At 68.7% G+C, this 19927-nt stretch carries 26 protein-coding genes; 4 read left to right on the top strand and 22 right to left on the bottom strand.

Features of this window, described 5'->3' with window-relative positions; genetic code table 11:
* Positions 1-2: 2 nt before the first annotated feature.
* Positions 3-914, bottom strand: a complete 912-nt coding sequence (locus tag VZQ01_RS38390; RefSeq protein ID WP_408890146.1) for a pseudouridine-5'-phosphate glycosidase — start codon at positions 912-914, stop codon at positions 3-5.
* 101 nt (positions 915-1015) lie between these two features.
* Here VZQ01_RS38390 and VZQ01_RS38385 point away from each other — a divergent pair, with 101 nt between their 5' ends.
* Positions 1016-1924: a DMT family transporter gene (locus VZQ01_RS38385; protein ID WP_426746102.1), complete on the top strand. Its 909-nt coding sequence runs from the start codon at positions 1016-1018 to the stop codon at positions 1922-1924.
* A 261-nt stretch (positions 1925-2185) separates the two neighbouring features.
* Here the strand turns inward: VZQ01_RS38385 and VZQ01_RS38380 are convergent, their stop codons facing one another.
* From VZQ01_RS38380 to VZQ01_RS38370, 3 genes are read right to left on the bottom strand one after another with little or no spacing between them, the layout of a single operon-like run.
* Positions 2186-3901 carry an FHA domain-containing protein gene (locus tag VZQ01_RS38380; protein ID WP_426746100.1) on the bottom strand — a complete coding sequence of 572 codons (1716 nt, stop codon included), beginning with the start codon at positions 3899-3901 and terminating at the stop codon, positions 2186-2188.
* 54 nt (positions 3902-3955) lie between these two features.
* Positions 3956-5128: a DUF2314 domain-containing protein gene (locus tag VZQ01_RS38375; RefSeq protein WP_223747260.1), complete on the bottom strand. Its 1173-nt coding sequence runs from the start codon at positions 5126-5128 to the stop codon at positions 3956-3958.
* Positions 5128-5742 carry a deoxynucleoside kinase gene (locus VZQ01_RS38370; RefSeq protein WP_426730968.1) on the bottom strand — a complete coding sequence of 205 codons (615 nt, stop codon included), beginning with the start codon at positions 5740-5742 and terminating at the stop codon, positions 5128-5130. The genes VZQ01_RS38375 and VZQ01_RS38370 overlap by 1 nt, the downstream gene beginning before the upstream one ends.
* 237 nt (positions 5743-5979) lie before the next feature.
* Between VZQ01_RS38370 and VZQ01_RS38365 the strand changes: the two genes are divergently transcribed.
* Genes VZQ01_RS38365 through VZQ01_RS38355 form a run of 3 tightly spaced genes read left to right on the top strand, consistent with a single transcriptional unit; the run spans position 5980 to position 8864 of the window.
* Positions 5980-6768: a lysophospholipid acyltransferase family protein gene (locus VZQ01_RS38365; RefSeq protein ID WP_223747259.1), complete on the top strand. Its 789-nt coding sequence runs from the start codon at positions 5980-5982 to the stop codon at positions 6766-6768.
* A 16-nt stretch (positions 6769-6784) separates the two neighbouring features.
* Positions 6785-8167: a tetratricopeptide repeat protein gene (locus tag VZQ01_RS38360; RefSeq protein WP_426749022.1), complete on the top strand. Its 1383-nt coding sequence runs from the start codon at positions 6785-6787 to the stop codon at positions 8165-8167.
* Positions 8168-8204: 37 nt separating this feature from the next.
* On the top strand, positions 8205-8864 hold the full coding sequence (locus tag VZQ01_RS38355; protein WP_223747258.1) for a hypothetical protein: 660 nt from the start codon (positions 8205-8207) through the stop codon (positions 8862-8864).
* A gap of 92 nt (positions 8865-8956) precedes the next feature.
* On the opposite strand, the gene rplQ is transcribed toward VZQ01_RS38355, so the two are convergent.
* The 18 genes from rplQ to rplE form a co-directional block, all read right to left on the bottom strand.
* Positions 8957-9376 (bottom strand): 50S ribosomal protein L17, encoded by a 420-nt coding sequence (gene rplQ / locus VZQ01_RS38350; RefSeq protein WP_046714281.1) that lies wholly within the window; start codon positions 9374-9376, stop codon positions 8957-8959.
* A 191-nt stretch (positions 9377-9567) separates the two neighbouring features.
* Positions 9568-10590, bottom strand: a complete 1023-nt coding sequence (locus tag VZQ01_RS38345) for a DNA-directed RNA polymerase subunit alpha (protein ID WP_141327447.1) — start codon at positions 10588-10590, stop codon at positions 9568-9570.
* Between the two features lie 160 nt (positions 10591-10750).
* The gene (gene rpsD / locus VZQ01_RS38340) at positions 10751-11377 is read right to left on the bottom strand and encodes a 30S ribosomal protein S4 (protein ID WP_015350163.1); all 627 of its coding nucleotides are present in this window, start codon (positions 11375-11377) and stop codon (positions 10751-10753) included.
* A gap of 72 nt (positions 11378-11449) precedes the next feature.
* Complete coding sequence (gene rpsK / locus VZQ01_RS38335) at positions 11450-11890, bottom strand: 30S ribosomal protein S11 (RefSeq protein ID WP_141327448.1); 441 nt, start codon at positions 11888-11890, stop codon at positions 11450-11452.
* A 60-nt stretch (positions 11891-11950) separates the two neighbouring features.
* Positions 11951-12334: a 30S ribosomal protein S13 gene (gene rpsM, locus VZQ01_RS38330; protein ID WP_141327449.1), complete on the bottom strand. Its 384-nt coding sequence runs from the start codon at positions 12332-12334 to the stop codon at positions 11951-11953.
* 51 nt (positions 12335-12385) lie between these two features.
* A complete protein-coding gene (gene rpmJ, locus VZQ01_RS38325; RefSeq protein ID WP_074951669.1) occupies positions 12386-12505 on the bottom strand; it encodes a 50S ribosomal protein L36 in 120 nt (39 codons plus the stop codon).
* A gap of 76 nt (positions 12506-12581) precedes the next feature.
* Positions 12582-12761 carry a translation initiation factor IF-1 gene (gene infA / locus VZQ01_RS38320; RefSeq protein WP_426749021.1) on the bottom strand — a complete coding sequence of 60 codons (180 nt, stop codon included), beginning with the start codon at positions 12759-12761 and terminating at the stop codon, positions 12582-12584.
* A gap of 190 nt (positions 12762-12951) precedes the next feature.
* Entirely contained in the window at positions 12952-13710 is a 759-nt protein-coding gene (gene map / locus VZQ01_RS38315) for a type I methionyl aminopeptidase (RefSeq protein WP_223747257.1), read from the bottom strand.
* Between the two features lie 97 nt (positions 13711-13807).
* Positions 13808-14461 (bottom strand): adenylate kinase, encoded by a 654-nt coding sequence (locus tag VZQ01_RS38310; RefSeq protein WP_074951662.1) that lies wholly within the window; start codon positions 14459-14461, stop codon positions 13808-13810.
* 162 nt (positions 14462-14623) lie between these two features.
* Entirely contained in the window at positions 14624-15970 is a 1347-nt protein-coding gene (secY, locus tag VZQ01_RS38305) for a preprotein translocase subunit SecY (RefSeq protein WP_046718097.1), read from the bottom strand.
* Positions 15971-16104: 134 nt separating this feature from the next.
* On the bottom strand, positions 16105-16632 hold the full coding sequence (gene rplO, locus VZQ01_RS38300; RefSeq protein WP_046714288.1) for a 50S ribosomal protein L15: 528 nt from the start codon (positions 16630-16632) through the stop codon (positions 16105-16107).
* A 20-nt stretch (positions 16633-16652) separates the two neighbouring features.
* Positions 16653-16913 (bottom strand): 50S ribosomal protein L30, encoded by a 261-nt coding sequence (rpmD, locus tag VZQ01_RS38295; protein ID WP_254038754.1) that lies wholly within the window; start codon positions 16911-16913, stop codon positions 16653-16655.
* A gap of 2 nt (positions 16914-16915) precedes the next feature.
* Positions 16916-17437, bottom strand: coding sequence for a 30S ribosomal protein S5 (gene rpsE, locus VZQ01_RS38290; protein WP_046714290.1), 522 nt, complete (start codon positions 17435-17437; stop codon positions 16916-16918).
* A gap of 19 nt (positions 17438-17456) precedes the next feature.
* Positions 17457-17813, bottom strand: a complete 357-nt coding sequence (rplR, locus tag VZQ01_RS38285; RefSeq protein ID WP_046714291.1) for a 50S ribosomal protein L18 — start codon at positions 17811-17813, stop codon at positions 17457-17459.
* Between the two features lie 108 nt (positions 17814-17921).
* Positions 17922-18488: a 50S ribosomal protein L6 gene (gene rplF, locus VZQ01_RS38280; RefSeq protein WP_223747255.1), complete on the bottom strand. Its 567-nt coding sequence runs from the start codon at positions 18486-18488 to the stop codon at positions 17922-17924.
* Between the two features lie 64 nt (positions 18489-18552).
* Positions 18553-18957 carry a 30S ribosomal protein S8 gene (rpsH, locus tag VZQ01_RS38275; RefSeq protein WP_141327452.1) on the bottom strand — a complete coding sequence of 135 codons (405 nt, stop codon included), beginning with the start codon at positions 18955-18957 and terminating at the stop codon, positions 18553-18555.
* Between the two features lie 193 nt (positions 18958-19150).
* Positions 19151-19336, bottom strand: a complete 186-nt coding sequence (locus tag VZQ01_RS38270; RefSeq protein ID WP_015350175.1) for a type Z 30S ribosomal protein S14 — start codon at positions 19334-19336, stop codon at positions 19151-19153.
* A gap of 27 nt (positions 19337-19363) precedes the next feature.
* Positions 19364-19894, bottom strand: a complete 531-nt coding sequence (gene rplE / locus VZQ01_RS38265; RefSeq protein ID WP_174816817.1) for a 50S ribosomal protein L5 — start codon at positions 19892-19894, stop codon at positions 19364-19366.
* Between the last annotated feature and the right edge of the window lie 33 nt (positions 19895-19927).

Here is a 19927-nt window from a genome sequence, read left to right as displayed (position 1 = left end):
GCTCAGTCCCCGCGCGCGTAGGCCACGGCGAGCTGCCCGGCGAAACGGGCGTTGTTGGCGAGCAGCGCGAGGTTGGCCTTGAGCGTCTTGCCCCCCGTGCGGTTGCCCAGCTCGCGCAGCAGGAACGGCGTCACGTCCTTGCCACGGATGCCCTGACGCTCCGCCTCCGCCAGCGTGGAGGCGATCTGCAGCTCCACCTCGTGCTTGGGCAGCGCCGTCTCCTCCGGCGGCGGCACGGTGTAGAGCACCCCTCCCTGCCCCAGCGTCTCGAAGCGAGCGCGAGCGATGCGCGCGGCCGTCGCCACGTCCCCCACGCTGTGCTCCAGCTGGATGCCGGACTCGCGGCTGTGGAAGGACGGGAGCTCGCGCGTTCCCACGCCGATGACGGGCACACCCGCGGTCTCCAGCAGCTCCATCGTCTTGGGCAGGTCCAGCACGGACTTGGCGCCCGCGCACACCACGGCCACGGGGAAGCGCGCCAGCGCGGCGATGTCCTGCGAGATGTCCCAGTGCTCGGAGGCGCCCCGATGGACGCCGCCGATGCCGCCCGTGGAGAAGACGCGGATGCCGGCCGCGGCGGCCAGCTCGCACGTGGCGCTGACGGTGGTGCCGCCCGTGGCGCGCGTGGCCACGGCGATGGCCAGGTCACGAGAGCCGAGCTTCAGCAGCTTCTCCTTGCCCTCGGCGAGCCGACGCAGCTGCGCGTCCTCCAGGCCGATGCACACCTGACCATCGACCACGGCGGTCGCGGCGGGCACGGCGCCCGCGCGGCGGATGGCCTCTTCACAGGCGCGAGCGGCGGCGAGGTTGTCCGGATAGGGAAGCCCCTGAGCCACCACACTCGTCTCGAGCGCGACCACAGGCTGGCGCGAGTCGAGGGCGCGACGCACCTCGTCCGAAAAGCGTAGGTCCATGACGCGCGGTTAAGCCATGGCTGTCGTTGGGGCACAAGCCAGGCGCGCGCGGAAACGTCGGCTTGCACGCGGGAGTGCCGGGCCTTATTCCCTCGCGCGCCGTGTCCACGACTGTCGCCAGCGCTCCCGCCGCGCCGCCTCGCACCTTCTCCGCGAACGACGTGGCCATCCTGTGTGTCGTCGTTGTCTGGGGCACCAACTACACGGTGGTGAAGGAGGCGCTGGGAACGATTCCGCCGCTCGCCTTCATGGCGGTGCGCTTCGCCATCGCCTCGGTGGCCATGGCCGCGCTGCTGCTCGTGGTGGAGGGCTGGAAGCCGCTGAGCCGGCCGGTGTTCCTCAAGCTCGCGGCGCTGGGGCTGGTGGGAAACACGCTGTACCAGCTGTGCTTCATCCTGGGCCTGGCGAACACCACGGCGGCGAACAGCGGGCTGCTGACGGCGGTGACGCCGGTGCTGGTGGCGGCGTTGGGCGCGGTGCTGGGCGTGGAGCGTCCAGGCCGTCCGCTGGTGATGGGCATGTCGCTGGCGGTGGTGGGGATGGTGCTGGTGGTCGCCGCGCGAGGCCCGTCGCTGGGAATGGGGACGCGACTGGGCGACGGACTCATCCTGGGGGCGTGCGCGTGCTGGGCGCTCTACACGGTGGGCATCCGCTCGGTGGGCAACGAGGTGTCGGCGCTGCGCATCACCGCCATCACCATGCTGACGGGGGCGCCGGGCGTGGTGCTCGCGGGAGTGCCGGAGGTGCTCGCGCTGGACGTCGGGAGCATCGGCTTCGGGGCGTGGGCCGGCGTGGTGTACTCGGCGCTGGTGCCGCTGGTGCTCAGCTACTTCATCTGGGGCCGCACCGTGCAGCAGGTCGGCAGCGCCCGCGCGTCGCTCTACAACACGGGCGTGCCCGTGGTCGCGGCGCTCACGGCGTGGGGCGTGCGCGGCGAGCGGCCCACGTGGCTCCAGGCCCTGGGCGCGGTGCTCATCCTCGGGGGCGTGCTGCTCAGCCGCAGGAAGTGAGCGGACGAGCATCACGCCCCTCGACGCATCTCCCGTTCCCTCGGCGCGACCGAGAGGGTTCCGAGGCAGCAAGGGCGCCTGCTGGAGTGAGCCGCGGAGCCTCGGCCCCAGCCACATCGCGATACCCGTGAGTCGTTGAGCGCCCCTCCACCTCGAGGCAGCACCGCGTCCGTCCTCGGCTCGCGGCCCGCTTGAGGCCCTTCGCCTTGGTTCGCGTCGAGGATTGACAGCGCGGGGCCGGAAACCAAGCCGCGCCGGCCGTCAGCGCCCGTCCTCGCCTCGCCGTCCGCGCTCCACCGACAGGCCGTACTCCTCGATCTTCTTGTCCAGCGTGGGCCGGCTGATGCCGAGCAGCGCCGCGGCCTTCACCTTCTTGCCGCCCGCCTCACGCAGCGCCTCCGCGATGGCGTCGCGCTCGAGCCTCCCGACACGGGCCTGGAGCGTCTGCGCATCACTCGCCGCCGCGCCCTGCTGCACCTCGGGCGGCAGGTGCAGCGCGCCCACGCGAGCACCGGCGTACAGCAACCCCAGCCGCTCGCCCACGAGCTCCAGCTCCCGCACGTTGTGGGGCCAGGGGTAGTCCGTCAGCAGCCGGCGGGCATCGGGCCCCAGCGTCGGAGGCTCACGGCGCACCCGACGCGAGGCCCGCGCGAGGAACCCCTCGAGCAGCGCCAGCACATCCGCGCGCCGCTCCCGCAGCGCCGGCACCTCCAGCTCGAAGCCCATCAGCGCCCGGGCCAGGGCCGCGTCCACCTCGCCCTTGGAGCCCAGCGCCGCCACCGGCGCCAACGACGTGACGAGCAGCCGCACGTCCACGGGCTCCTCGCCGCCCTGCCGCGCGGGGGCCGTCCTCCGGGCCAGCAGCCGCACCAGTCGCTCCGCCGTGGCGCGAGGCAGCGCCTCGACGTGCTGGAGCAGCAGCGAGCCCCGGTCCGCGCGCAGCAACGCGGACGCCACCGGAGGCTGTCCCGGCGCGCTGGCGCGGCCGAACAGGGCCTCCTCCACGGCGGCCTGTGGCAGACGACAGTCCACCGTCACCAGGGGCTCCAGCGCGCGCGGAGAGCGGGCATGGATGACTTGAGCCAGCAGCGTCTTGCCCGTGCCCGGCTCGCCATACAGCACCACTGGCGCTGCGCTGTTGGCGGCCCGTCGCGCCGCATCCGCGAGCGCGCGCAGCGGCCTGGACGTGCCGAGCAGCAAGGGCACCGGCGCCTCCGCCTCCACCCGCGAGCGCACCGCCGTATACGCCTCGCCCCCCAACCGCCCCAGCGCGGCGAGCAACTGTCCCTCTCCACCGGTGAACGACGAGTCCGCCCGCGTCGCATAGAGCACGCCGAACGGCATGCCCCCCGAGGCCACCAGCGGCGCGCACATCTCCGTCTCCGCCTGCACCAGCTCCTTGCGGTCCAGCGCCACCTGCGCGAGCGAGCGGGGCACCGCCACCGCGTCCGCGCCCGACACCGCCGCGGTGAGCAGGCCCGTGTTGCTCCCGAGCAGCGCCGCCGCCCGGTCCGCGCTGAGCGCGCGCGCCGTCTCGTCCGCCAGCCTGCGCAGCACCATGGCCTCGCTGGTGGCGCCCAGGAGCGCGGTGCCCGCCGAGTACAGCGCCGCCGCCGCGCCGACGTGAGGCAGCACCTCCTCGATGGGCACATGCCCTGGTGACGTCGGCCCGCCCTCCACCAGCGTCACCGGCGCCGGCTCGAAGACGGCCATCGTGGAGCCCACGCGGACGCGGTCTCCCGGCTGCAGCACCACCTGCCCGCTGATGCGAGCGCCGTTGACGAGTGTCCCGTTGCGCGAGTCCAGGTCCGTCAGCCGGACCTGCCCCTCGTGCACGGTGAGCTGGGCATGCTTGCGCGACACCTGGTCATCCCGCAGGGGGATTTCACAGGACGGGCTGCGGCCGATGGCCATGTCCGAGAGCACCTCGTAATGGCGCCCCGCGGACGGGCCGGTGAGCAGCAGGAGTGCGGGCATGCGGCGCGCGAGCCTAGCGCCCTGGACGACGCGGGCAAGCGGAGCCGCGTCGCACTACATCGGTCGTTCCGCGTTGAGCAGGGCCCGGATCTCGGACTCGTCCAGGGCCCGGCCCTCGCGGCTGAGCGCCAGCGCGTTGACCTGGGTCTCTTCGACCTCCACGTGGGCGCCCTTGCGCCACTCCGTGGTGTGCACCGCGCCATCCACCAGCTTGCCCACGAGGCTGCCGTCGTCCCGGGCCATCAGCTCCAGCCACAGGTTCTCCACCACCTTGTTCCCATCCGGGTGGGTGTCGAACGGCGCCCGCACGAGGAAGGTGAGCGGCTCCATCAGCCCCCGGCGCTGGAAGCGCGCCAGGAACGCCGGCAGCAGCGCCTGGGCCTCGCGGCGCATGGACTCCGTCTGCTCCTCCGGCTCCTGCGAGAAGCGCTCCCGGTAGGGTGCCAACAGCTGGGACGTGTTGTGCCGCCCCAGGGGTGACACCACCGTGAGGAACAGCCCCTCATGCCCCTCGAAGGTCTCCAGCGGCACGCCGAGCAGGTTCGCCCGGGCCTCCTCCGACGGCACCACCATGAAAGCCTGGCCCTCGCTGGTGCCCACCTGCGAGCGCAAGGCCGGCCCCTGCCCGAAGGCCAGGTCCGTGCACAGCTCGTGCAGGAAGCTCTCCGCCGGCAGCAGGTCCTGCTCCGCCAGGTGGAAGATCTCCAAATCCCTCGCCCCGAACTTCTCCATCCCGTGCGAGTGCACCCACAGCGGGGTGTCACCCTCGGTCACCTCCACCGCGTGCAGGTGGACGTGGTCCCGGATGTCGAAGTCCAGCTCGGTGATCTCCACCACGTCCTCGGGCTCGTGCAGCTTGTAGGCCGCCAGGTCCACCAGGACGCCGGGCACGTGCTCCAGCAGCGTGCGCACCGCCCAGAGCGCCTCGAACACCGGCAGCGTGGGCTGCGCCCCACCGGGCTCCAGGGACAGGTGGTAGTACGCGCGCGCCTTGCCCAGCCTGGCGAAGGCCTCCGGACTGCCGCTATAGGCCGCCTTGTTGAACTTCGGCAGCTCCTGGGGGCCCACGGTCAGCCGGACCCGCACCTCCGAGCTGTCCGCCCGGAGCACGAACCCCTGCGCATCCTCGTCCGGGGTGAACTCCACCTCATCGGTCGCGAACGAGGCCCGCAGGGCATCCAACGGCACGGGCCCTTCCTGCTCGGTCGCCAGGAGGTAGACCTCCATCACAGGTGCTTCTCGATTTGCTGAAAGAGGTCCACGCGGTCCACCAGGTTGGTCAGGTAGTCGAGCTTGTCGGTGGCCAGCACCAGCACTGGAGACAACCGGTAGGCACCGAACCATTCCTCATACAGGGCATTGAGGCGCTGGAGGTAGCGGGTGGGGATGTCCTTCTCCATGGACCTGCCGCGCAGGCGGATGCGCGCCTTGAGCGTCGGGACCGGGCAGCGCAGGTAGATCATCAAGTCGGGGGGCCGCAGCGACTCGGAGAGGGTCTCGTACAGCTCGCAGTACGTCTTCCAGTCCCGCTTGTCGATGAGCCGCTGGCGGTGGAGGTTCTTCGCGAAGATCTCCGCGTCCTCGTAGAGGGTGCGGTCCTGCAACACGGTGCCCGACGTGCGCTCCAACTCCCGGTGGAGGCGGAACTTGTGCGTGAGGAAGAAGAGCTGTGAGCGGAAAGCCCACGTCTTCATGTCCTTGTAGAAGTCCGCGAGATAGGGGTTCTGGTCATTGGGCTCGAAGGACGGAGTCAACCCGTACTTCCGGCACAAGAAGGACGTGAGCTCCGTCTTCCCGGCGCCGATGTTGCCCGCGATGGCGATGAACTTTTTCCTGGCCAAGCCACCCCTGCTTGTAACCCCGGCGAGCGGAGCACACCAGCAACAAGGTACGGAAGGCTCGTGGTAGAAGAAGTGCATGCCCCCGCCCTCACCGTCCCGCCACGTCCCGGGAGCCGCCACCACCCAGGGTGCGGCCGCCCGTCTGGACGTTCGGGACAGGACATCTCGCGGCGGGACTGCCCTCGGGTCCAGGCCTCTGCCTGGGCGTCGAGCCGGCCCCGAGGAGGGGGCCGAGGGATGCGCAAGCTTTTCTGCATGTTGACCGCTGGAGTCTGGACGCTCGTCTGCTTTCCCCTGACCCTCGTCGCGATGCTCGTCACGCTGCGCTCCTCGAGCGCGCTGTGGGTCGTCCGCGAGCTGTGGTCCCCGGTGCTCCTGTGGGCCGGTGGCGCGAGGCTGGAGGTCTCCGGCCAGGAGAACGTGGACCCCAAGCGCCCCACCATCTACGTGGGCAACCACCAGTCCACCATCGACATCCCGGCCCACTTCATGGCGGTGCCGGTGCCCTTCCGCTTCGTGGCCAAGGATCAGCTCAAGTGGGTGCCGCTCATCGGCTGGTACCTGGCGCTGGGCGGCCACGTCTTCATCAACCGCTCCAACCGCGCCAAGGCCATCAGCTCCCTGGAGGCGGCCGCGGCGAAGATTCGCGGGGGCACCAGCATCTTCCTGTACCCGGAGGGCACCCGCTCCTCGGATGGCCGCGTGCTGCCCTTCAAGAAGGGCCCCTTCGCGCTCGCGCTCAAGGCCCGCGTCCCCATCTGCCCCGTCACCATCGAGGGCTCCGGGGACCTCATGCCCAAGGACAGCTGGAACATCACCCCCGGCCCCATCCGCGTGAGGGTGGGCAAGCCCATCGACACCACGGGCTTCGCGGAGAATGATCGCGAGGGCCTGGCCCGGGCCGTGCGCGAGGCCATCATCGCGGACAACCTGGCGATGGGCGGCAAGGGCGGCGACCGCGAGGACGCCATCGCCTCCGCCGGCCACGAGGGCGTCGGCTCCGCCCACGCCTCCCTCATTCCCTGAGACACGCTCCGTGACGATGACTCCCGCCTTCCGCTTCCGCCCCTGGGCTCGCGCCGCCGTGCTGGGTCTGGGACTCCTCGCCGCTGGCTGCGGCCACACCTCCGCCACGAAGACGGGCGCCGAGGCCCCCACCGACGAGCGCTCCCGCGCGCGGGCCTACCTGGAGGAGAACCAGCCCCAGAAGGCCCTCGGGATTCTCGCGGACCTGCATGCCCGCTCCCCCGAGGACCTGGATGTCGCGCGCACGTTGACGGAAGCCCAGGTGAAGGCGGGCCGCGCGGACGCGTGGATCCAGGAGCTGCAGGGGCGCATCGCCACGGGTGAGCGCGCCGTGGACCAGTACATGCTGGGCCTGGCCCTGTTCTCCCGCGCGAGGGACGCCGGCGCCCCCGCCGTGGCCGCCTTCGAGCGCGCCATCGCCCTCGCCCCGGACACGGCCGAGTACCACTACCGCCTGGGCGTCGCCCGCCTCGAGTCCGAGCAGTACCCCGCCGCCGTGGAGCCGCTGCGCCGCGCGGCCCTGCTCGCGCCGGAGCGCACCGCGTGGCGCCTGCCGCTGGCCAAGGCGCTGCATCGCACCGGGGACTCCCCGGGCGCGGTGGAGGCGCTCGGCGTCGTGGTGCGAGGCCGCCCCTCGGCCGCGGACGTGGCCACGGCGCGCGCGCTGATGGAGCAGATCAGCGACCCCTTCGGAGGCATCCCCAAGGCCGCCGAGGCCAAGCTGGAAGAGGGCCTGCGCTACCTCAACGACCTGGACGCCCCGCAGCACGCCATCCTCGCCTTCGAGGAGGTGCTGCACGACTACCCGGACCTGGCGGTGCTCCACTCGCTGCTGGGCCTGGCCTATCAGCGCCTGGACGACGCGGGCCGCGCGGTGGACGAGTTCAAGCAGTCCATCGAGCGCGCCCCGCGCGACGGGAAGAACCACCTGTACCTGGGCGAGCTCTACGCGGCCCGCCAGCGCCCCGACGCGGCGCGCGGCTCGTTCGAGAAGGCCGTCGCGCTGCACCCTCTCCTGGACGCGGCGTGGTTCCGCCTGGGAGACCTGCACCTGGAGCGGCGGGATTTGCCCGCGGCGCGCGAGGCGTTCACCGTCGCGGTGTCGCTCACGCCCGACTCCCTCCCCGCGCGCGGCAAGCTCGCCCTCGTGTACCAGCTCGAGGGTGACTACCCCTCCGCCGAGCGCGAGCTGCGCCACGTGGTCGAAAAGGACCCGGAGAACGTCGAGTTCACGCTGCGATTGGGGCTGCTCTTCACCGAGCAGACGCTGAAGGCCACGCGCCCGCAGGCGCGCAAGGCGGCGGCCGAGGAGGCGGAGCGCTGGCTCTCCAAGGTGCTGGAAGCGCAGCCGGAGAACGCAATGGCTTCGCGCGCGCTGCAAAGCCTCAAGGGCCAGTAGCCACCGACGGGCCCGGCCCTCTACACTTCGAGTTCCGATGAGCGAAGGTCGCAAGTCTCCGAGCACGGCCGCCCCCACGGGCTCCCAGCCGCGCACTCCGACGAATCCGGGCATGCCGCGCACGCCGACGAGCCCCGGCATGCGTGTGATGTCCGCCGCGCGCACCGCGCCGCTGGAGAAGTCGAAGCAGGATGGGCCGTTGGGCAAGCGGCTCGCGGGCGAGGCCTCCAATCAGGCCCTCAACGCGCTCTCCGTCCTCAAGGAGTTCGCGGCGGACTTCAGCAACCGCGACAGGTTCTTCAAGTACAAGGCCTCCATCGTCGCCGGGTGGCTGGTGATGACGGCGGCGAGCTTCGCCATCGCCTGCCCTGGCAGCTCCGTGCAGACGGGTGACATGGACGCGCGCCTGGTGCTCAGCGACAAGCTGGACCGCCCGTCCATCACCATCTGGAACGAGAGCAAGGAGGAGTGGAAGGACGTCACCCTCATCGTCAACGGCCAGTACCGCGCGGCGGTGGCGTCCGTGGGCGCGGGGGAGTTCATGACAATCACCCCCAAGCAGCTCATGGGCACCAGCGGCGCGGCCCCCGCGGACCTGCGCTTCGAGACGCTGGAGATGCGCAGCCACGACGACAGCGCGAACCTCACCGAGGACCTGCGCAACGAGTGGAAGCGCCTGCTGAGCCCCAAGAAGTAGCCCCGCAAAAGCGAAGGGCGCCCTCCCCAGCGGGAAGAGCGCCCTCGCGTTGCCACCGGCCCCTCCTCGCGAAGGGGCGCGGCTGGCGGCCGTTACTCGGCCTTGGTCTCCTCGGTGGACGCAGGAGCCTCGGCGGCGGGCGCGGCCTTCTTCTCGGGCCGATCCACCAGCTCCAGCAGGGCCATCTCCGCGGCGTCACCCCGGCGGAAGCCGAGACGAACGATGCGGGTGTAGCCGCCGGGGCGGTTGGCGTAACGGTCCTTGTACTCGCTGAAGACCTTCTTCAGCACGTCACGGTCCTTCACGGTCCGGGCCGCCAGGCGCACGTTGGAGAGCCCACCACGCTTACCCAGCGTGATGATGCGCTCCGCCAGCTTCCGGGCCTCCTTGGCCTTGGGAAGCGTGGTGCGGATGGCCTGGTGCTCGAGCAGCGAGGTGACCATGTTGTTCAGCATCGCGAGACGGTGGCTCGTGGTGCGGTGCAGCTTCCTCTGTCCTACCCTGTGACGCATCGTCGTGCTCCGGGCCCCCGTGGGGACCCACCACTCCGGCCGTATCAGGTACCGGGTGGGAAGGGTGGACCCGACACGAGGCCCACCACTGCTCGTCGAGCCCGGAGGACTTCACCGGGCTCCTTCCCGCCGCGCGCCGCCTGCCGCCATGTCGCGGGCGCGCGGGGAAAGTACCACGTACCGCGAAAGACCTACGCCTTGGGCGCCGCGGGAGCCGGGGCCTGCTTCGGCGGCCAGTTCTCCAGCTTCATGCCCAGCGACAGGCCCATCTCCGCCAGGATCTCCTTGATCTCCTTGAGCGACTTGCGGCCGAAGTTCTTCGTCTTGAGCATCTCGGCCTCGGTGCGCTGCACCAGGTCGCCGATGGTCTTGATGTTCGCCTGCTGCAGGCAGTTGGCCGAGCGAACCGACAGCTCCAGCTCGTCCACCGAGCGGAACAGGTTCTCGTTGAGCTTCGCCTCCTCCTTCGGCGCCTCGGCGATGACCGGCTCCTCGGTCTCGTCGAAGTTCACGAAGACGGTCAGCTGCTCCTTGATGATCTTCGCCGCGTACGCCACCGCGTCCTGCGGCGACACCGAGCCGTCCGTCCAGACCTCGAGCGACAGCTTGTCGAAGTCGGTGACCTGACCGACGCGGGCGTTGGTGACCTGGTAGTTCACCTTGCGCGTGGGCGAGAACAGCGAGTCGATGGGGATGGTGCCGATGGGCGAGCCCGCCACCTTGTTCGAGTTGGCCGGCACGTAGCCACGGCCCCGGCGGCACGTCAGCTCCATGCGGAGCTTGCCACCCTCGGAGATGGTGCAGATGTGGTGGCCCGGGTTGAGGATCTCCACGTCGGCGTCGGCGATGATGTCACCCGCCTTGACCTCCTTGGGGCCCTCCGCCTCGATGCGCAGCGTCTTCGTCTCGTTCGTGTGCATCCGAAGGAGGACTTCCTTCAGGTTCAGCACGACGTCCGTGACGTCCTCGGACACCTCGGGGATGGTGGTGAACTCGTGGTCCACGCCCTCGATCTTCACGGACGTGATCGCCGCGCCCTGCAGCGACGACAGGAGCACCCGGCGCAGCGAGTTGCCCAGCGTCGTGCCGAAACCGCGCTCGAGCGGCTCCGCGACGAACTTGCCGTAGGTGGGCGTCAGGCTGTCCTGGTCCACTTCCATCCGGCGCGGCTTGATGAGGTCACGCCAGTTCTTCGCAACGAACGTATCTGCCATGGTGTACGGCTCCTGAAGACGTGCGCCACCACCGACTTACCCACCAGCACGGCGGGAGGATGGACACGTAGGGGACTGCGATAAAGCACGACGCCCCGGCCTCGTCGGCCAGGGCGCTGGGTTCCACTTCCAGGCGCCAGATTGCGCCTGGCGTGGACGATTACTTCGAGTACAGCTCGACGATGAGCTGCTCCTGGATGGGCATGGTCAGGTCCTCGCGGTTGGGGACCGTGCGAACCGTGCCCTTGAACGCCTTCTTGTCCAGGTCGATCCACTGCGGAACGCCACGGCGGTCCACCGTCTCCAGCGCCTCGGAGATGCGGAGCACCTTGCGGCTCTTCTCCACCACCTCGACGGCCGTGCCCGGCTTGATGGAGAACGAGGGGATGTTGACCTTGCGGCCGTTCACCTGGAAGTGACCGTGACGCACCAGCTGGCGCGCCTCGTTGCGCGTGTCCGCGAAGCCCATGCGGAACACCACGTTGTCCAGGCGGAGCTCCAGCTGCTGCAGGAGGTTCTCACCCGTCTTGCCCTTGGCGGCGGACGCGCGGTGGTAGTAGCCGCGGAACTGGTTCTCCAGCAGGCCGTACATGCGCTTGACCTTCTGCTTCTCGCGCAGCTGCACGCCGTAACCAGAGAACTTCACGCGGCCCTGGCCGTGCTGGCCGGGGGGATACGGGCGGCGCTCGATGGCACACTTGTCCGTGTAGCAGCGGTCGCCCTTCAGGTACATCTTGAGGTTTTCGCGCCGGCAGATACGGCAAGCGCTCGCGGTATAACGGGCCATGGTCTTGTCCTTGGAGATGATCTGGAGCCGCCCCGGCGCGCGTGAGCACGCGGGGCGACCCGGACGAAGGGTTTAGACGCGACGACGCTTGGGCTGACGGCACCCGTTGTGCGGGATGGGCGTCACGTCGCGGATGAGGTTGATCTTCAGGCCAGCGGCGGCCAGCGCGCGCAGCGCCGACTCACGACCCGCGCCCGGCCCCTTCACGAACACGGACACGTTCTTCAGGCCGTGCTCCATCGCCTTCGCGGCGGCGTCGCCGGCGGCCACCTGGGCGGCGAACGGGGTGGACTTGCGGCTTCCCTTGAAGCCACGCGCCCCGGCCGAGGACCAGGAGATCACGTTCCCGGACACGTCCGTGATCGTGATGATGGTGTTGTTGAACGTGGACTGGATGTGGACCACGCCGTTGAGGATGCTCTTCTTGCCCTTGCGCTTGGACTTCTTCGCGGCCGGGGCCTCGCCCTCGGCACCCGTGGGCGCCGCAGCCGAAGTATTGGTCTCGTCAGCCATGTGAGTTGCTGCTCCTGAGAGGTGATCGACGCCAGCGCCTCATGGCGCCAGCGCTGCGGTTTACCGAGCCGGAGCCGCCGGCTTCGCCCGGACGATGCCACGCTTCGGACCCTTGCGGGTGCGCGCGTTGGTGTGGGTGCGCTGACCGCGGACGGGCAGACCCTTGCGGTGACGCAGGCCCCGGTAGCAGCCCAGGTCCATCAGGCGCTTGATGTTCATCGTCACTTCACGCCGGAGGTCACCCTCGACCTTGTAGCTGGCCTCGATGATCTCGCGGATCTTTCGAGCCTGATCCTCGGTGAGGTCCTTGGTCCGGGTGGTGGGGTCGATACCCGCCGCCGCGATGATGTCTTGCGCGGACTTGTTGCCGATCCCGTAGATGTACTGGAGCGAGATCACGGCGCGCTTGTTGGGCGGCAGGTCGATGCCGGCGATACGAGCCATCTTCGGTCTTCCTTCTGGAGTGGAGTTGGTCTGAAGCCAACAGCCTTGCGGCTATCGGCCCTGGCGCTGCTTGTGCCGGGGGTTGGAGGCGCAAATCACGCGCACGATACCCTTGCGGCGGACAACCTTGCACTTGTCGCAGATCTTCTTGACGGACGCCCGAACCTTCATGGAGCGAACTTCCTTCCTTCGAACAGAGAAAAGCCAGCGGGCCACCCACCCCTACATCAGCGGGCCGCCCTTTTCGTTACTTCGCCCGGTACGTGATCCGTCCACGCGTCAGGTCGTACGGAGACAGCTCGACCTTCACCTTGTCACCGGGAAGGATTCGGATGAAGTGCATCCTCATCTTGCCCGAGATGTGCGCGAGCACCCTGTGGCCGTTGTCCAGCTCCACACGGAACATCGCGTTGGGGAGGGGCTCCATCACCGTCCCCTCAACTTCGATGGAATCATCCTTCGGCAAGCGTCAAACCTCTTCCCGGACCACGAACCTCTTGGAAGCGCGGCGGAGTAGCACTTTGGTCCGCAAGTGGCAAGCGTCCCGCGCAGCAAAACTCGGATTCCTACCAACCCACCGTAACAAGGACCTATTTCACCCGCAGTCCCGGCCGTCCTCAACGCCCTCGGGTGAGCACCTCGGGCCCCCCATCCGTGATGAGGATGGTGTGCTCGAAGTGGGCGGACAACTTCCGGTCCGCCGTCACCGCCGTCCAGTCATCTTCCAGGATCTCGATGTCCGAGGTCCCGGCGTTCACCATCGGCTCCACCGCGAGCACCATGCCCGCGCGCAGCTTCATCCCCGCCCCTGCCTGCCCGTAGTTGGGCACGTGTGGGTGCTCGTGGAGCTTGCGGCCAATCCCGTGGCCCGTGAAATCCCGGACCACGGAGAATCCCCGCGCCTCCACGTGCCGCTGGACGGCGTGGCCAATGTCCCCCAGCCGGTTGCCCGGCTTCATGGCCTGGATGGCCTTCTGGAGCGATTCCCGGGTGGTCTCCACCAGGGACCGCGCCTCCGGGGACACCTTCCCCACCGGCACCGTCCGCGCCGAGTCCCCGAACCACCCCCGGTACGACACCCCGAAGTCGAGCTTCATCAGGTCGCCTTCGACCAGCTTCCGCTTCCGGCTGGGGATGCCGTGCACCACCTCGTCGTTGATGGAGGCGCAGAGCACACACGGGAAGCCGAGGTAGCCCTTGAAGGCTGGCCTGGCGCCCCGCTCCGCGGTCATCTTCTCCGCGAGCGCGTCCAGCTCCCAGGTGGTGATGCCCGGCGCCACGGCCTGCTCGAGCGCATCCAGGACGTCGGCCACGATGCGACCGGCCTCGCGCATGAGCGCGATCTCCTCCCGGGATTTGATCTCCACCTGGCTCATCGGAGTCCCGCGCCAACCTCACCTGCACGGGACACGGGTGGCCAGCGACTCGAGGCACCGCAAGCCCCCGAGCTCCGCTCGCCAGCCCGTCCGTCCATCAGGCCTTGCTCCGACCCGCGGCGGCCTTGATCTCCTCGTAGATGCCCTCCGGAGAGCCCACGCCGTCCACGCTCTTGAGCACGCCCTTCTTCTCGTAGAAGTTCTTCAGGGGCTTGGTCTCGGCGTCGTACTTCTGGAGGCGCTTCTCGATGACCTCCGGCATGTCGTCCGGCCGCTGCACCAGGCCCTCGCCACACTTGTCGCAGAAGCCCGTGCGCTTCGGCGGGCTCGTCTCCACGTGGTAGACGCTGCCGTCCTTCGGACACACGCGCCGTCCCGAGCCACGCTTCACCAGCGTCTCGTGCGGCACCTCGAGCGACACGACGGCGTCGAGCTTCTTGCCCAGCCGCTCCAGCATCCTGTCCAGCGCGTCCGCCTGGCCCGGAGTGCGAGGGAAACCGTCCAGGACGAAGCCCTGAGCGACATCCGCCTCCTTCAGGCGCTCCTCGACGATTCCAATCACGACCTCGTCCGGCACGTACTGGCCCGCCGCCATCAGCGGCCCCGCGACCTTCCCCAGCTCCGTCTTCTCCGCCACAGCCTTGCGGAGGATGTCACCGGTGGAGATCTGCGGGATGTGGAAGTCGGCGAAGAGCTTCTTCGCCTGGGTACCCTTCCCCGCGTTCGGCGGTCCCAACAGGATCAGGTTCATGTGCTCCTCTCAGCTCCCAAGGAAGGCACGGAAGTCGTCAGCCACGAAACTTTCACGCGCCCCCCATGTGCACCACCGAATAACTCGAATGACTGCGCCCCGGAACGACGAGGCGCCCCTCCCCACGACGAGGAGAGGCGCCCGTGACGTTGTCGCCGTGACTCAGGCCGCCACGCGCACCCGGCCGCGGATGCGGGGACCGCGCGGACCCGCGAAGCCCTCGTAGTTGCGGCTGATGAGGTGACCCTCGATCTGCTGCACCGTGTCCAGGGCCACGCCCACGACGATCAACAGCGCCGTGCCGCCGAACGTGAAGCGCACGTTGAGCAGACCGCTGATGACCGACGGAATCACGCAGATGACCGCCAGGTAGATGGCGCCGCCGAACGTGAGCCGGTTCAGCACCCGCTCGATGAACTCCGCCGTCTGCCGGCCCGGGCGGATGCCCGGGATGTAGCCGCCCTGCTTCTTGATGTTGTCCGCCACGTCATCCGGACGGAAGGTCAGCGCCGTGTAGAAGTAGGCGAAGAAGATGACCATCAGCACGAACAGCCCGTTGTAGATCCACAGGTTGCCTTCGATGGCCCGCTGCACGTCCTGGAGGAACGGGAACCACGTGCCCAGCGTCGCCGGGAACGACAGCACCGCGCCCGCGAAGATGGGCGGGATGACGCCGGCCGTGTTGACCTTCATCGGGAAGTACGTGGCCTGGCCCGCGAACATCCGCCGCCCCGCCATGCGCTTGGCGTACTGGATGGGGATGCGGCGCATGCCGCGCTCCACGTAGACCACCACCGCGATGATGAGGAGCATGAACACCAGCAGCGCCAGGACCTCGGCGACCGCGATGACCTCCTGCCGCGTCAGGTCCAGCAGCGTGCTGGCGCCGGGGAGCACACCCGCCACGATGCCCGCGAAGATGATGAGCGAGATGCCGTTGCCGATGCCGCGCTCGGTGATGCGCTCACCCAGCCACATGATGAAGGCCGTGCCCGCCGTCAGGCTGACCACCGTCATGAAGGTGAACCAGACGCTGTCGTCCGGCACCACCACCTGGTTGAAGCCGCTCTGCCCCGCGTCCGAGCGCCCCAGCGACGCCAGCCAGCGGGAGATGCCGATGCCCTGGATGACGGAGAGGACGATGGTGCCGTAGCGCGTGTACTGGTTGATCTTCTGCCGGCCCGCCGCCCCCTCCTTCTGCAGGCGCTCCAGGCTGGGGATGACCACCGCCAGGAGCTGCATGATGATGGAGGCGCTGACGTAGGGCATGATGCCCAATCCGAAGATGGACATCTGTTCCAGCGCGCCGCCGGAGAAGAGGTTGAACAGCGAGACCAGACCGCCCGATTGCTTCTGGGCGTCCATGAAGGCGTTCATCGCGGCCCGGTCCACGCCGGGCGTGTTGATGAAGATGCCGATGCGGTAGACGGCCAGCAGGGCTAGCGTGTACGCGAGCCGGCTGCGCAGCTCCGCGATGCGGAAGACGTTGGCGAAGGCATTGAGAGCCACGGGGTAGCCATCCTCTTCGTGAGGGTTCTGCCAGGACGACAAAACGCCCCTGTTCCACGGATGGGAAAGGGGCGCAGAAGCCTACACAAGCGAAATGACGCGCACCACCGACAAGTGATGCGCGTCGGACATGCTCAGGCCTTCGGCTGCCGAGGGGCCTTGACGCCCTTGCCAGCGTGCGCCTTGGCGGCCGCCTCGGGCTTGTGGGCCATCAGGGGAAGGACGTCCACCGCGCCACCCGCCTTCTCGACCGCCGACTTGGCGGTCTCGGAGGCCTTGTGCACCCGGATGGTCACCTTCTTCGTCAGCGCGCCCCGACCCAGAAGCTTCACGCCGTCATAGCGGCCCTTCACCAGACCCGCCTTCTTCAGCGAGGCCTCATCCACCGTGGAACCGGCGTCGAAGTGGGTGTCCACATCCGACAGGTTCACCACCGCGTACACCGTGCGGTTGGGGGAGTTGAAGCCGAACTTCGGCAGGCGGCGCTGCAGGGGGCTCTGGCCACCCTCGAAGCCTTCGAACCGCATGTTACCGGTGCGGGCCTTCTGGCCCTTGCCACCGCGGCCGGCCGTCTTGCCCAGGCCGGAACCCTGACCGCGGCCCACGCGCTTCTTGCGGTGCCACGAGCGCGAGGGGCGCTTCAAACCGTGCAGAGTGCTCATTGTCTTAGGTCCTCTCGTGCTCAGGCCTTGGCCTGGTAGGCGCGCGCGCGGTCCCGCAGGGCGATCTTGCGCGGCTTGCGGCGCTTGGGCGCCGGCGCCTCGGCGGACACCGTCTCCGAGGAGACCAGGTGCTTCACCTTGAACACCATCCCGCGGATGGCCGGCGTGTCCTTCAGCAGGCGCTCATCACCGAACTTCTTCAGACCCAGGCCACGGATGGTGGCCAGCATGTCCTCGGAAGCGCCCGCGTAGCTCTTCGTCAGCTTCACCTTGAGCGCCATGACTAGCCCCTCTGCTCCCCGGCGAGCTTCGCCGACTCGACGTCCTTGCCGCGGAGGCGCGACACCTGCGCCGCGCTGCGCAGCAGCTTCAGACCCGCGACCGTGGCCTTCAGCACGTTGTGCGGATTCCGCGAACCCTGGCTCTTCGTCAGGATGTTGCGGATGCCCGCCGCCTCCAGCACCGCGCGCACCGCGCCACCCGCGATGACGCCCGTACCTTCGCTGGCCGGCTTCAGCAGCACCCAGCCGGCGCCGAAGTGCCCGAGCACCTCGTGCGGAATCGTGTGACCCATCAGCGGAACGCGGAACAGGTTCTTCTTCGCGTTCTCGCCACCCTTGCGGATGGCCTCGGGAACCTCGTTGGCCTTGCCCAGGCCGACGCCCACGTGTCCGGCGCCGTCACCCACCACCACGAGGGCGGCGAACGAGAACCGCCGGCCGCCCTTCACCACCTTGGCGACGCGGTTGATGTTCACCACGCGGTCGGTGAGGTCCAGATCGTTCGGATTGATCGGAGTTGCCACTTGGAAATCCTTTCGAAAGCTAGAACTTCAGCCCGGCCTCGCGCGCGGCGTCAGCCACGGCGGCGATGCGCCCGTGATAGGGGAAGCCGTTGCGGTCGAACACCACCGCCTCGACGTTGGCAGCCTTGCACCGCTGCGCGATGAGGGCACCCACCCGCTTCGCGTCCGCCTTCTTGTCGCCTTCGTCCTGGCCCTTCAGCTCCTTGGACAGCGACGAGGCGTACGCGAGGGTCTTGCCCGTGGTGTCGTCCACCACCTGCGCGTAGATGTGCTTGAGGCTCTTGTAGACGGTAAGCCGCGGCCGCTCGGTGGTACCCGAGAGCTTCTTGCGGATGCGGTTCTTCCTCTTGATACGGGGATCGATCTTCGTCGGCATGGCTGCTTCCTTGTCCTTCCGGCGGCGATGCGGTCTTCCGCCGCCGGATGATGCCGCCAGACCCCATGGGCCCGGCGGGATTGGGAACACTCAGGACAGACGGAACGATTACGTCGTTCCGGTCTTGCCCTCCTTACGGCGGATGCGCTCCTCGGAGTACTTGATGCCCTTGCCCTTGTACGGCTCGGGCGGGCGCAGCGAGCGGATGTTCACCGCCGTCGCGCCGAGCACTTCCTTGTCCGCCGAACGCAGCGTCAGCCCCACGGTAGGGAGGCTGTCCTCGGTGCGGGCCGTCTTGTCCACTTCCGCCGTCACGCCCTCGGGGAGGTCGAAGACGACGGGGTGGGAGTAGCCCAGCGCGAAGTGGATGGCCTTGCCCTTCACCTCGGCGCGGAAACCGACGCCGCGGATGTCCAGCTTCTTCTCGAAGCCCGTGGACACGCCCTTCGCGGCGTTGGCGAGGATGGTGCGCGTCAGGCCGTGCAGGCTGCGCGCCTCGCGCGAGTCATCCGCGCGCTGCACGGTCACCTGACCGTCCTTGATCTCCACCTTGACCTTGCCGGGCAGCTTCACGGACAGCTTGCCCTTGGGGCCCTCGAAGTTCACCTGCTGGCCGGCGACGACGGCCTTCGTCTTGTCGCCGAGCTTGATCGCCAGTTTTCCAATCCGACTCATGGTTGCCTCGGTCCTGTATGCCCGGGGCGCGCACTCTCACGAGGCGCGGCCACCAGGCCGCTGGCTAGTAGACGGTGCAGAGCAGCTCGCCGCCCGCCTTCTGCTTGCGGGCCTCGGAGTCCACCAGGATGCCGCGGGACGTGGAGAGGATGGAGATACCCATGCCTCCCAGCACCTGCGGGATGTCGTTCACGCCGACGTAGCGGCGCAGACCTGGCTTGGACACGCGGCGGATGCCGGTGATGGCGGGAGCGCGGTCCGGCCCGTACTTGAGCTGAACGGTGATCTCGCTCTGGGGCGAGCCGTCCTGCGTGTGGACGACGTACTCCCCGATGTAGCCCTCGTCCTTGAGGACCTTGATGACCTCGAGCTTGAGCTTCGAGTGGGGAATGACGACCTTGTCGTGACGCGCGCGCGACGCATTGCGCAGGCGGGTCAGCATGTCGCCAACGGGATCATTGACCGGCATGGGCTACCTTCCAAACGAGCACCCGGTCCGGGTGCTTCGTGTTCGCGTTCGTCGCGCCTGCCGGGCCCATCCCGGGGGTTCGCGCCGAGCGCAACTACCTGGGTTGAAACTACTCGTGGACACGCTCCTTCCGAAGCGCGTCCAGGGCGCCAACGGGACCGTCAAGGCCCCTTTGGCACCCTGCCCTACCGGCTCACCAGGACGACTTGGTCACGCCGGTGATCTCACCGCGCAGCGCACGGTTGCGCAGGCAGATGCGGCACATCTTGAACTTGCGCAGGAACGCGCGCGGCCGGCCGCACAGCGGGCAGCGGTTGTACTGGCGCACGGCGAACTTCGGCTTGCGCTTCGCCTGGGCAATCTTGGAGAGCTTGGCCATTGTCTTTGAGGTCCTTGGCTCGAGGGCTTACTGGCGGAAGGGCATGCCGAAGTGACGCATCAGCGCCAGCCCCTGCTCGTCGTTCCGGGCAGTGGTGACGAAGCTGATGTTGAGCCCCTTCACCTTCTCGATCTGGTCGTAGTTGATTTCGGGGAAGATGATCTGCTCGCGCACGCCGAGCGTGTAGTTGCCCTTCCCGTCGAAGGCCTTCGGGGACACGCCCTTGAAGTCACGCACGCGCGGCAGCGCCACCGTGATGAGGCGGTCCATGAACTCGTACATGCGGGCGCCACGCAGGGTGACGGCGGCACCGATGGCCTGGCCCTGGCGCAGCTTGAAGTTCGCGATGCTCTTACGGGCGCGCGTCACGATGGGCTTCTGGCCCGTGATCGCCGCGAGCTGGTCCACCGCGGACTCCAGGATCTTGTTGTTGGCGAGCGCCTCGCCCAGACCCATGTTGACGACGATCTTCTGGAGACGCGGAACCTCCATCGGGTTCTTGAGGCCCAGCTCCTTCATCAGGGCGGGCACCCCTTCCTTGCGGAAGCGCTCCTTCATGCGGGCCGGCTTGCTCTCGAGGCCTTCCTCGAT

This window comes from Myxococcus faecalis (assembly GCF_050039385.1).
In the GTDB taxonomy this organism is placed as follows: domain Bacteria; phylum Myxococcota; class Myxococcia; order Myxococcales; family Myxococcaceae; genus Myxococcus; species Myxococcus fulvus.
This window is presented reverse-complemented; position numbering and strand designations above follow the sequence as displayed.

What these genes read in the sequence shown, in the direction of transcription:
- VZQ01_RS38390 (WP_408890146.1), bottom strand. Translation starts at nt 914, where the DNA reads ATGGACCTACGCTTTTCGGACGAGGTGCGTCGCGCCCTCGACTCGCGC.
- VZQ01_RS38380 (WP_426746100.1), bottom strand. Translation starts at nt 3,901, where the DNA reads ATGCCCGCACTCCTGCTGCTCACCGGCCCGTCCGCGGGGCGCCATTAC.
- VZQ01_RS38375 (WP_223747260.1), bottom strand. Translation starts at nt 5,128, where the DNA reads ATGGAGGTCTACCTCCTGGCGACCGAGCAGGAAGGGCCCGTGCCGTTG.
- VZQ01_RS38365 (WP_223747259.1), top strand. Translation starts at nt 5,980, where the DNA reads ATGCGCAAGCTTTTCTGCATGTTGACCGCTGGAGTCTGGACGCTCGTC.
- VZQ01_RS38360 (WP_426749022.1), top strand. Translation starts at nt 6,785, where the DNA reads ATGACTCCCGCCTTCCGCTTCCGCCCCTGGGCTCGCGCCGCCGTGCTG.
- VZQ01_RS38355 (WP_223747258.1), top strand. Translation starts at nt 8,205, where the DNA reads ATGAGCGAAGGTCGCAAGTCTCCGAGCACGGCCGCCCCCACGGGCTCC.
- rplQ (WP_046714281.1), bottom strand. Translation starts at nt 9,376, where the DNA reads ATGCGTCACAGGGTAGGACAGAGGAAGCTGCACCGCACCACGAGCCAC.
- VZQ01_RS38345 (WP_141327447.1), bottom strand. Translation starts at nt 10,590, where the DNA reads ATGGCAGATACGTTCGTTGCGAAGAACTGGCGTGACCTCATCAAGCCG.
- rpsD (WP_015350163.1), bottom strand. Translation starts at nt 11,377, where the DNA reads ATGGCCCGTTATACCGCGAGCGCTTGCCGTATCTGCCGGCGCGAAAAC.
- rpsK (WP_141327448.1), bottom strand. Translation starts at nt 11,890, where the DNA reads ATGGCTGACGAGACCAATACTTCGGCTGCGGCGCCCACGGGTGCCGAG.
- rpsM (WP_141327449.1), bottom strand. Translation starts at nt 12,334, where the DNA reads ATGGCTCGTATCGCCGGCATCGACCTGCCGCCCAACAAGCGCGCCGTG.
- rpmJ (WP_074951669.1), bottom strand. Translation starts at nt 12,505, where the DNA reads ATGAAGGTTCGGGCGTCCGTCAAGAAGATCTGCGACAAGTGCAAGGTT.
- infA (WP_426749021.1), bottom strand. Translation starts at nt 12,761, where the DNA reads ATGGAGCCCCTCCCCAACGCGATGTTCCGTGTGGAGCTGGACAACGGC.
- map (WP_223747257.1), bottom strand. Translation starts at nt 13,710, where the DNA reads ATGAGCCAGGTGGAGATCAAATCCCGGGAGGAGATCGCGCTCATGCGC.
- VZQ01_RS38310 (WP_074951662.1), bottom strand. Translation starts at nt 14,461, where the DNA reads ATGAACCTGATCCTGTTGGGACCGCCGAACGCGGGGAAGGGTACCCAG.
- rplO (WP_046714288.1), bottom strand. Translation starts at nt 16,632, where the DNA reads ATGAGCACTCTGCACGGTTTGAAGCGCCCCTCGCGCTCGTGGCACCGC.
- rpmD (WP_254038754.1), bottom strand. Translation starts at nt 16,913, where the DNA reads ATGGCGCTCAAGGTGAAGCTGACGAAGAGCTACGCGGGCGCTTCCGAG.
- rplR (WP_046714291.1), bottom strand. Translation starts at nt 17,813, where the DNA reads ATGCCGACGAAGATCGATCCCCGTATCAAGAGGAAGAACCGCATCCGC.
- rplF (WP_223747255.1), bottom strand. Translation starts at nt 18,488, where the DNA reads ATGAGTCGGATTGGAAAACTGGCGATCAAGCTCGGCGACAAGACGAAG.
- rpsH (WP_141327452.1), bottom strand. Translation starts at nt 18,957, where the DNA reads ATGCCGGTCAATGATCCCGTTGGCGACATGCTGACCCGCCTGCGCAAT.
- VZQ01_RS38270 (WP_015350175.1), bottom strand. Translation starts at nt 19,336, where the DNA reads ATGGCCAAGCTCTCCAAGATTGCCCAGGCGAAGCGCAAGCCGAAGTTC.
- rplE (WP_174816817.1), bottom strand. Translation starts at nt 19,894, where the DNA reads ATGAAGGAGCGCTTCCGCAAGGAAGGGGTGCCCGCCCTGATGAAGGAG.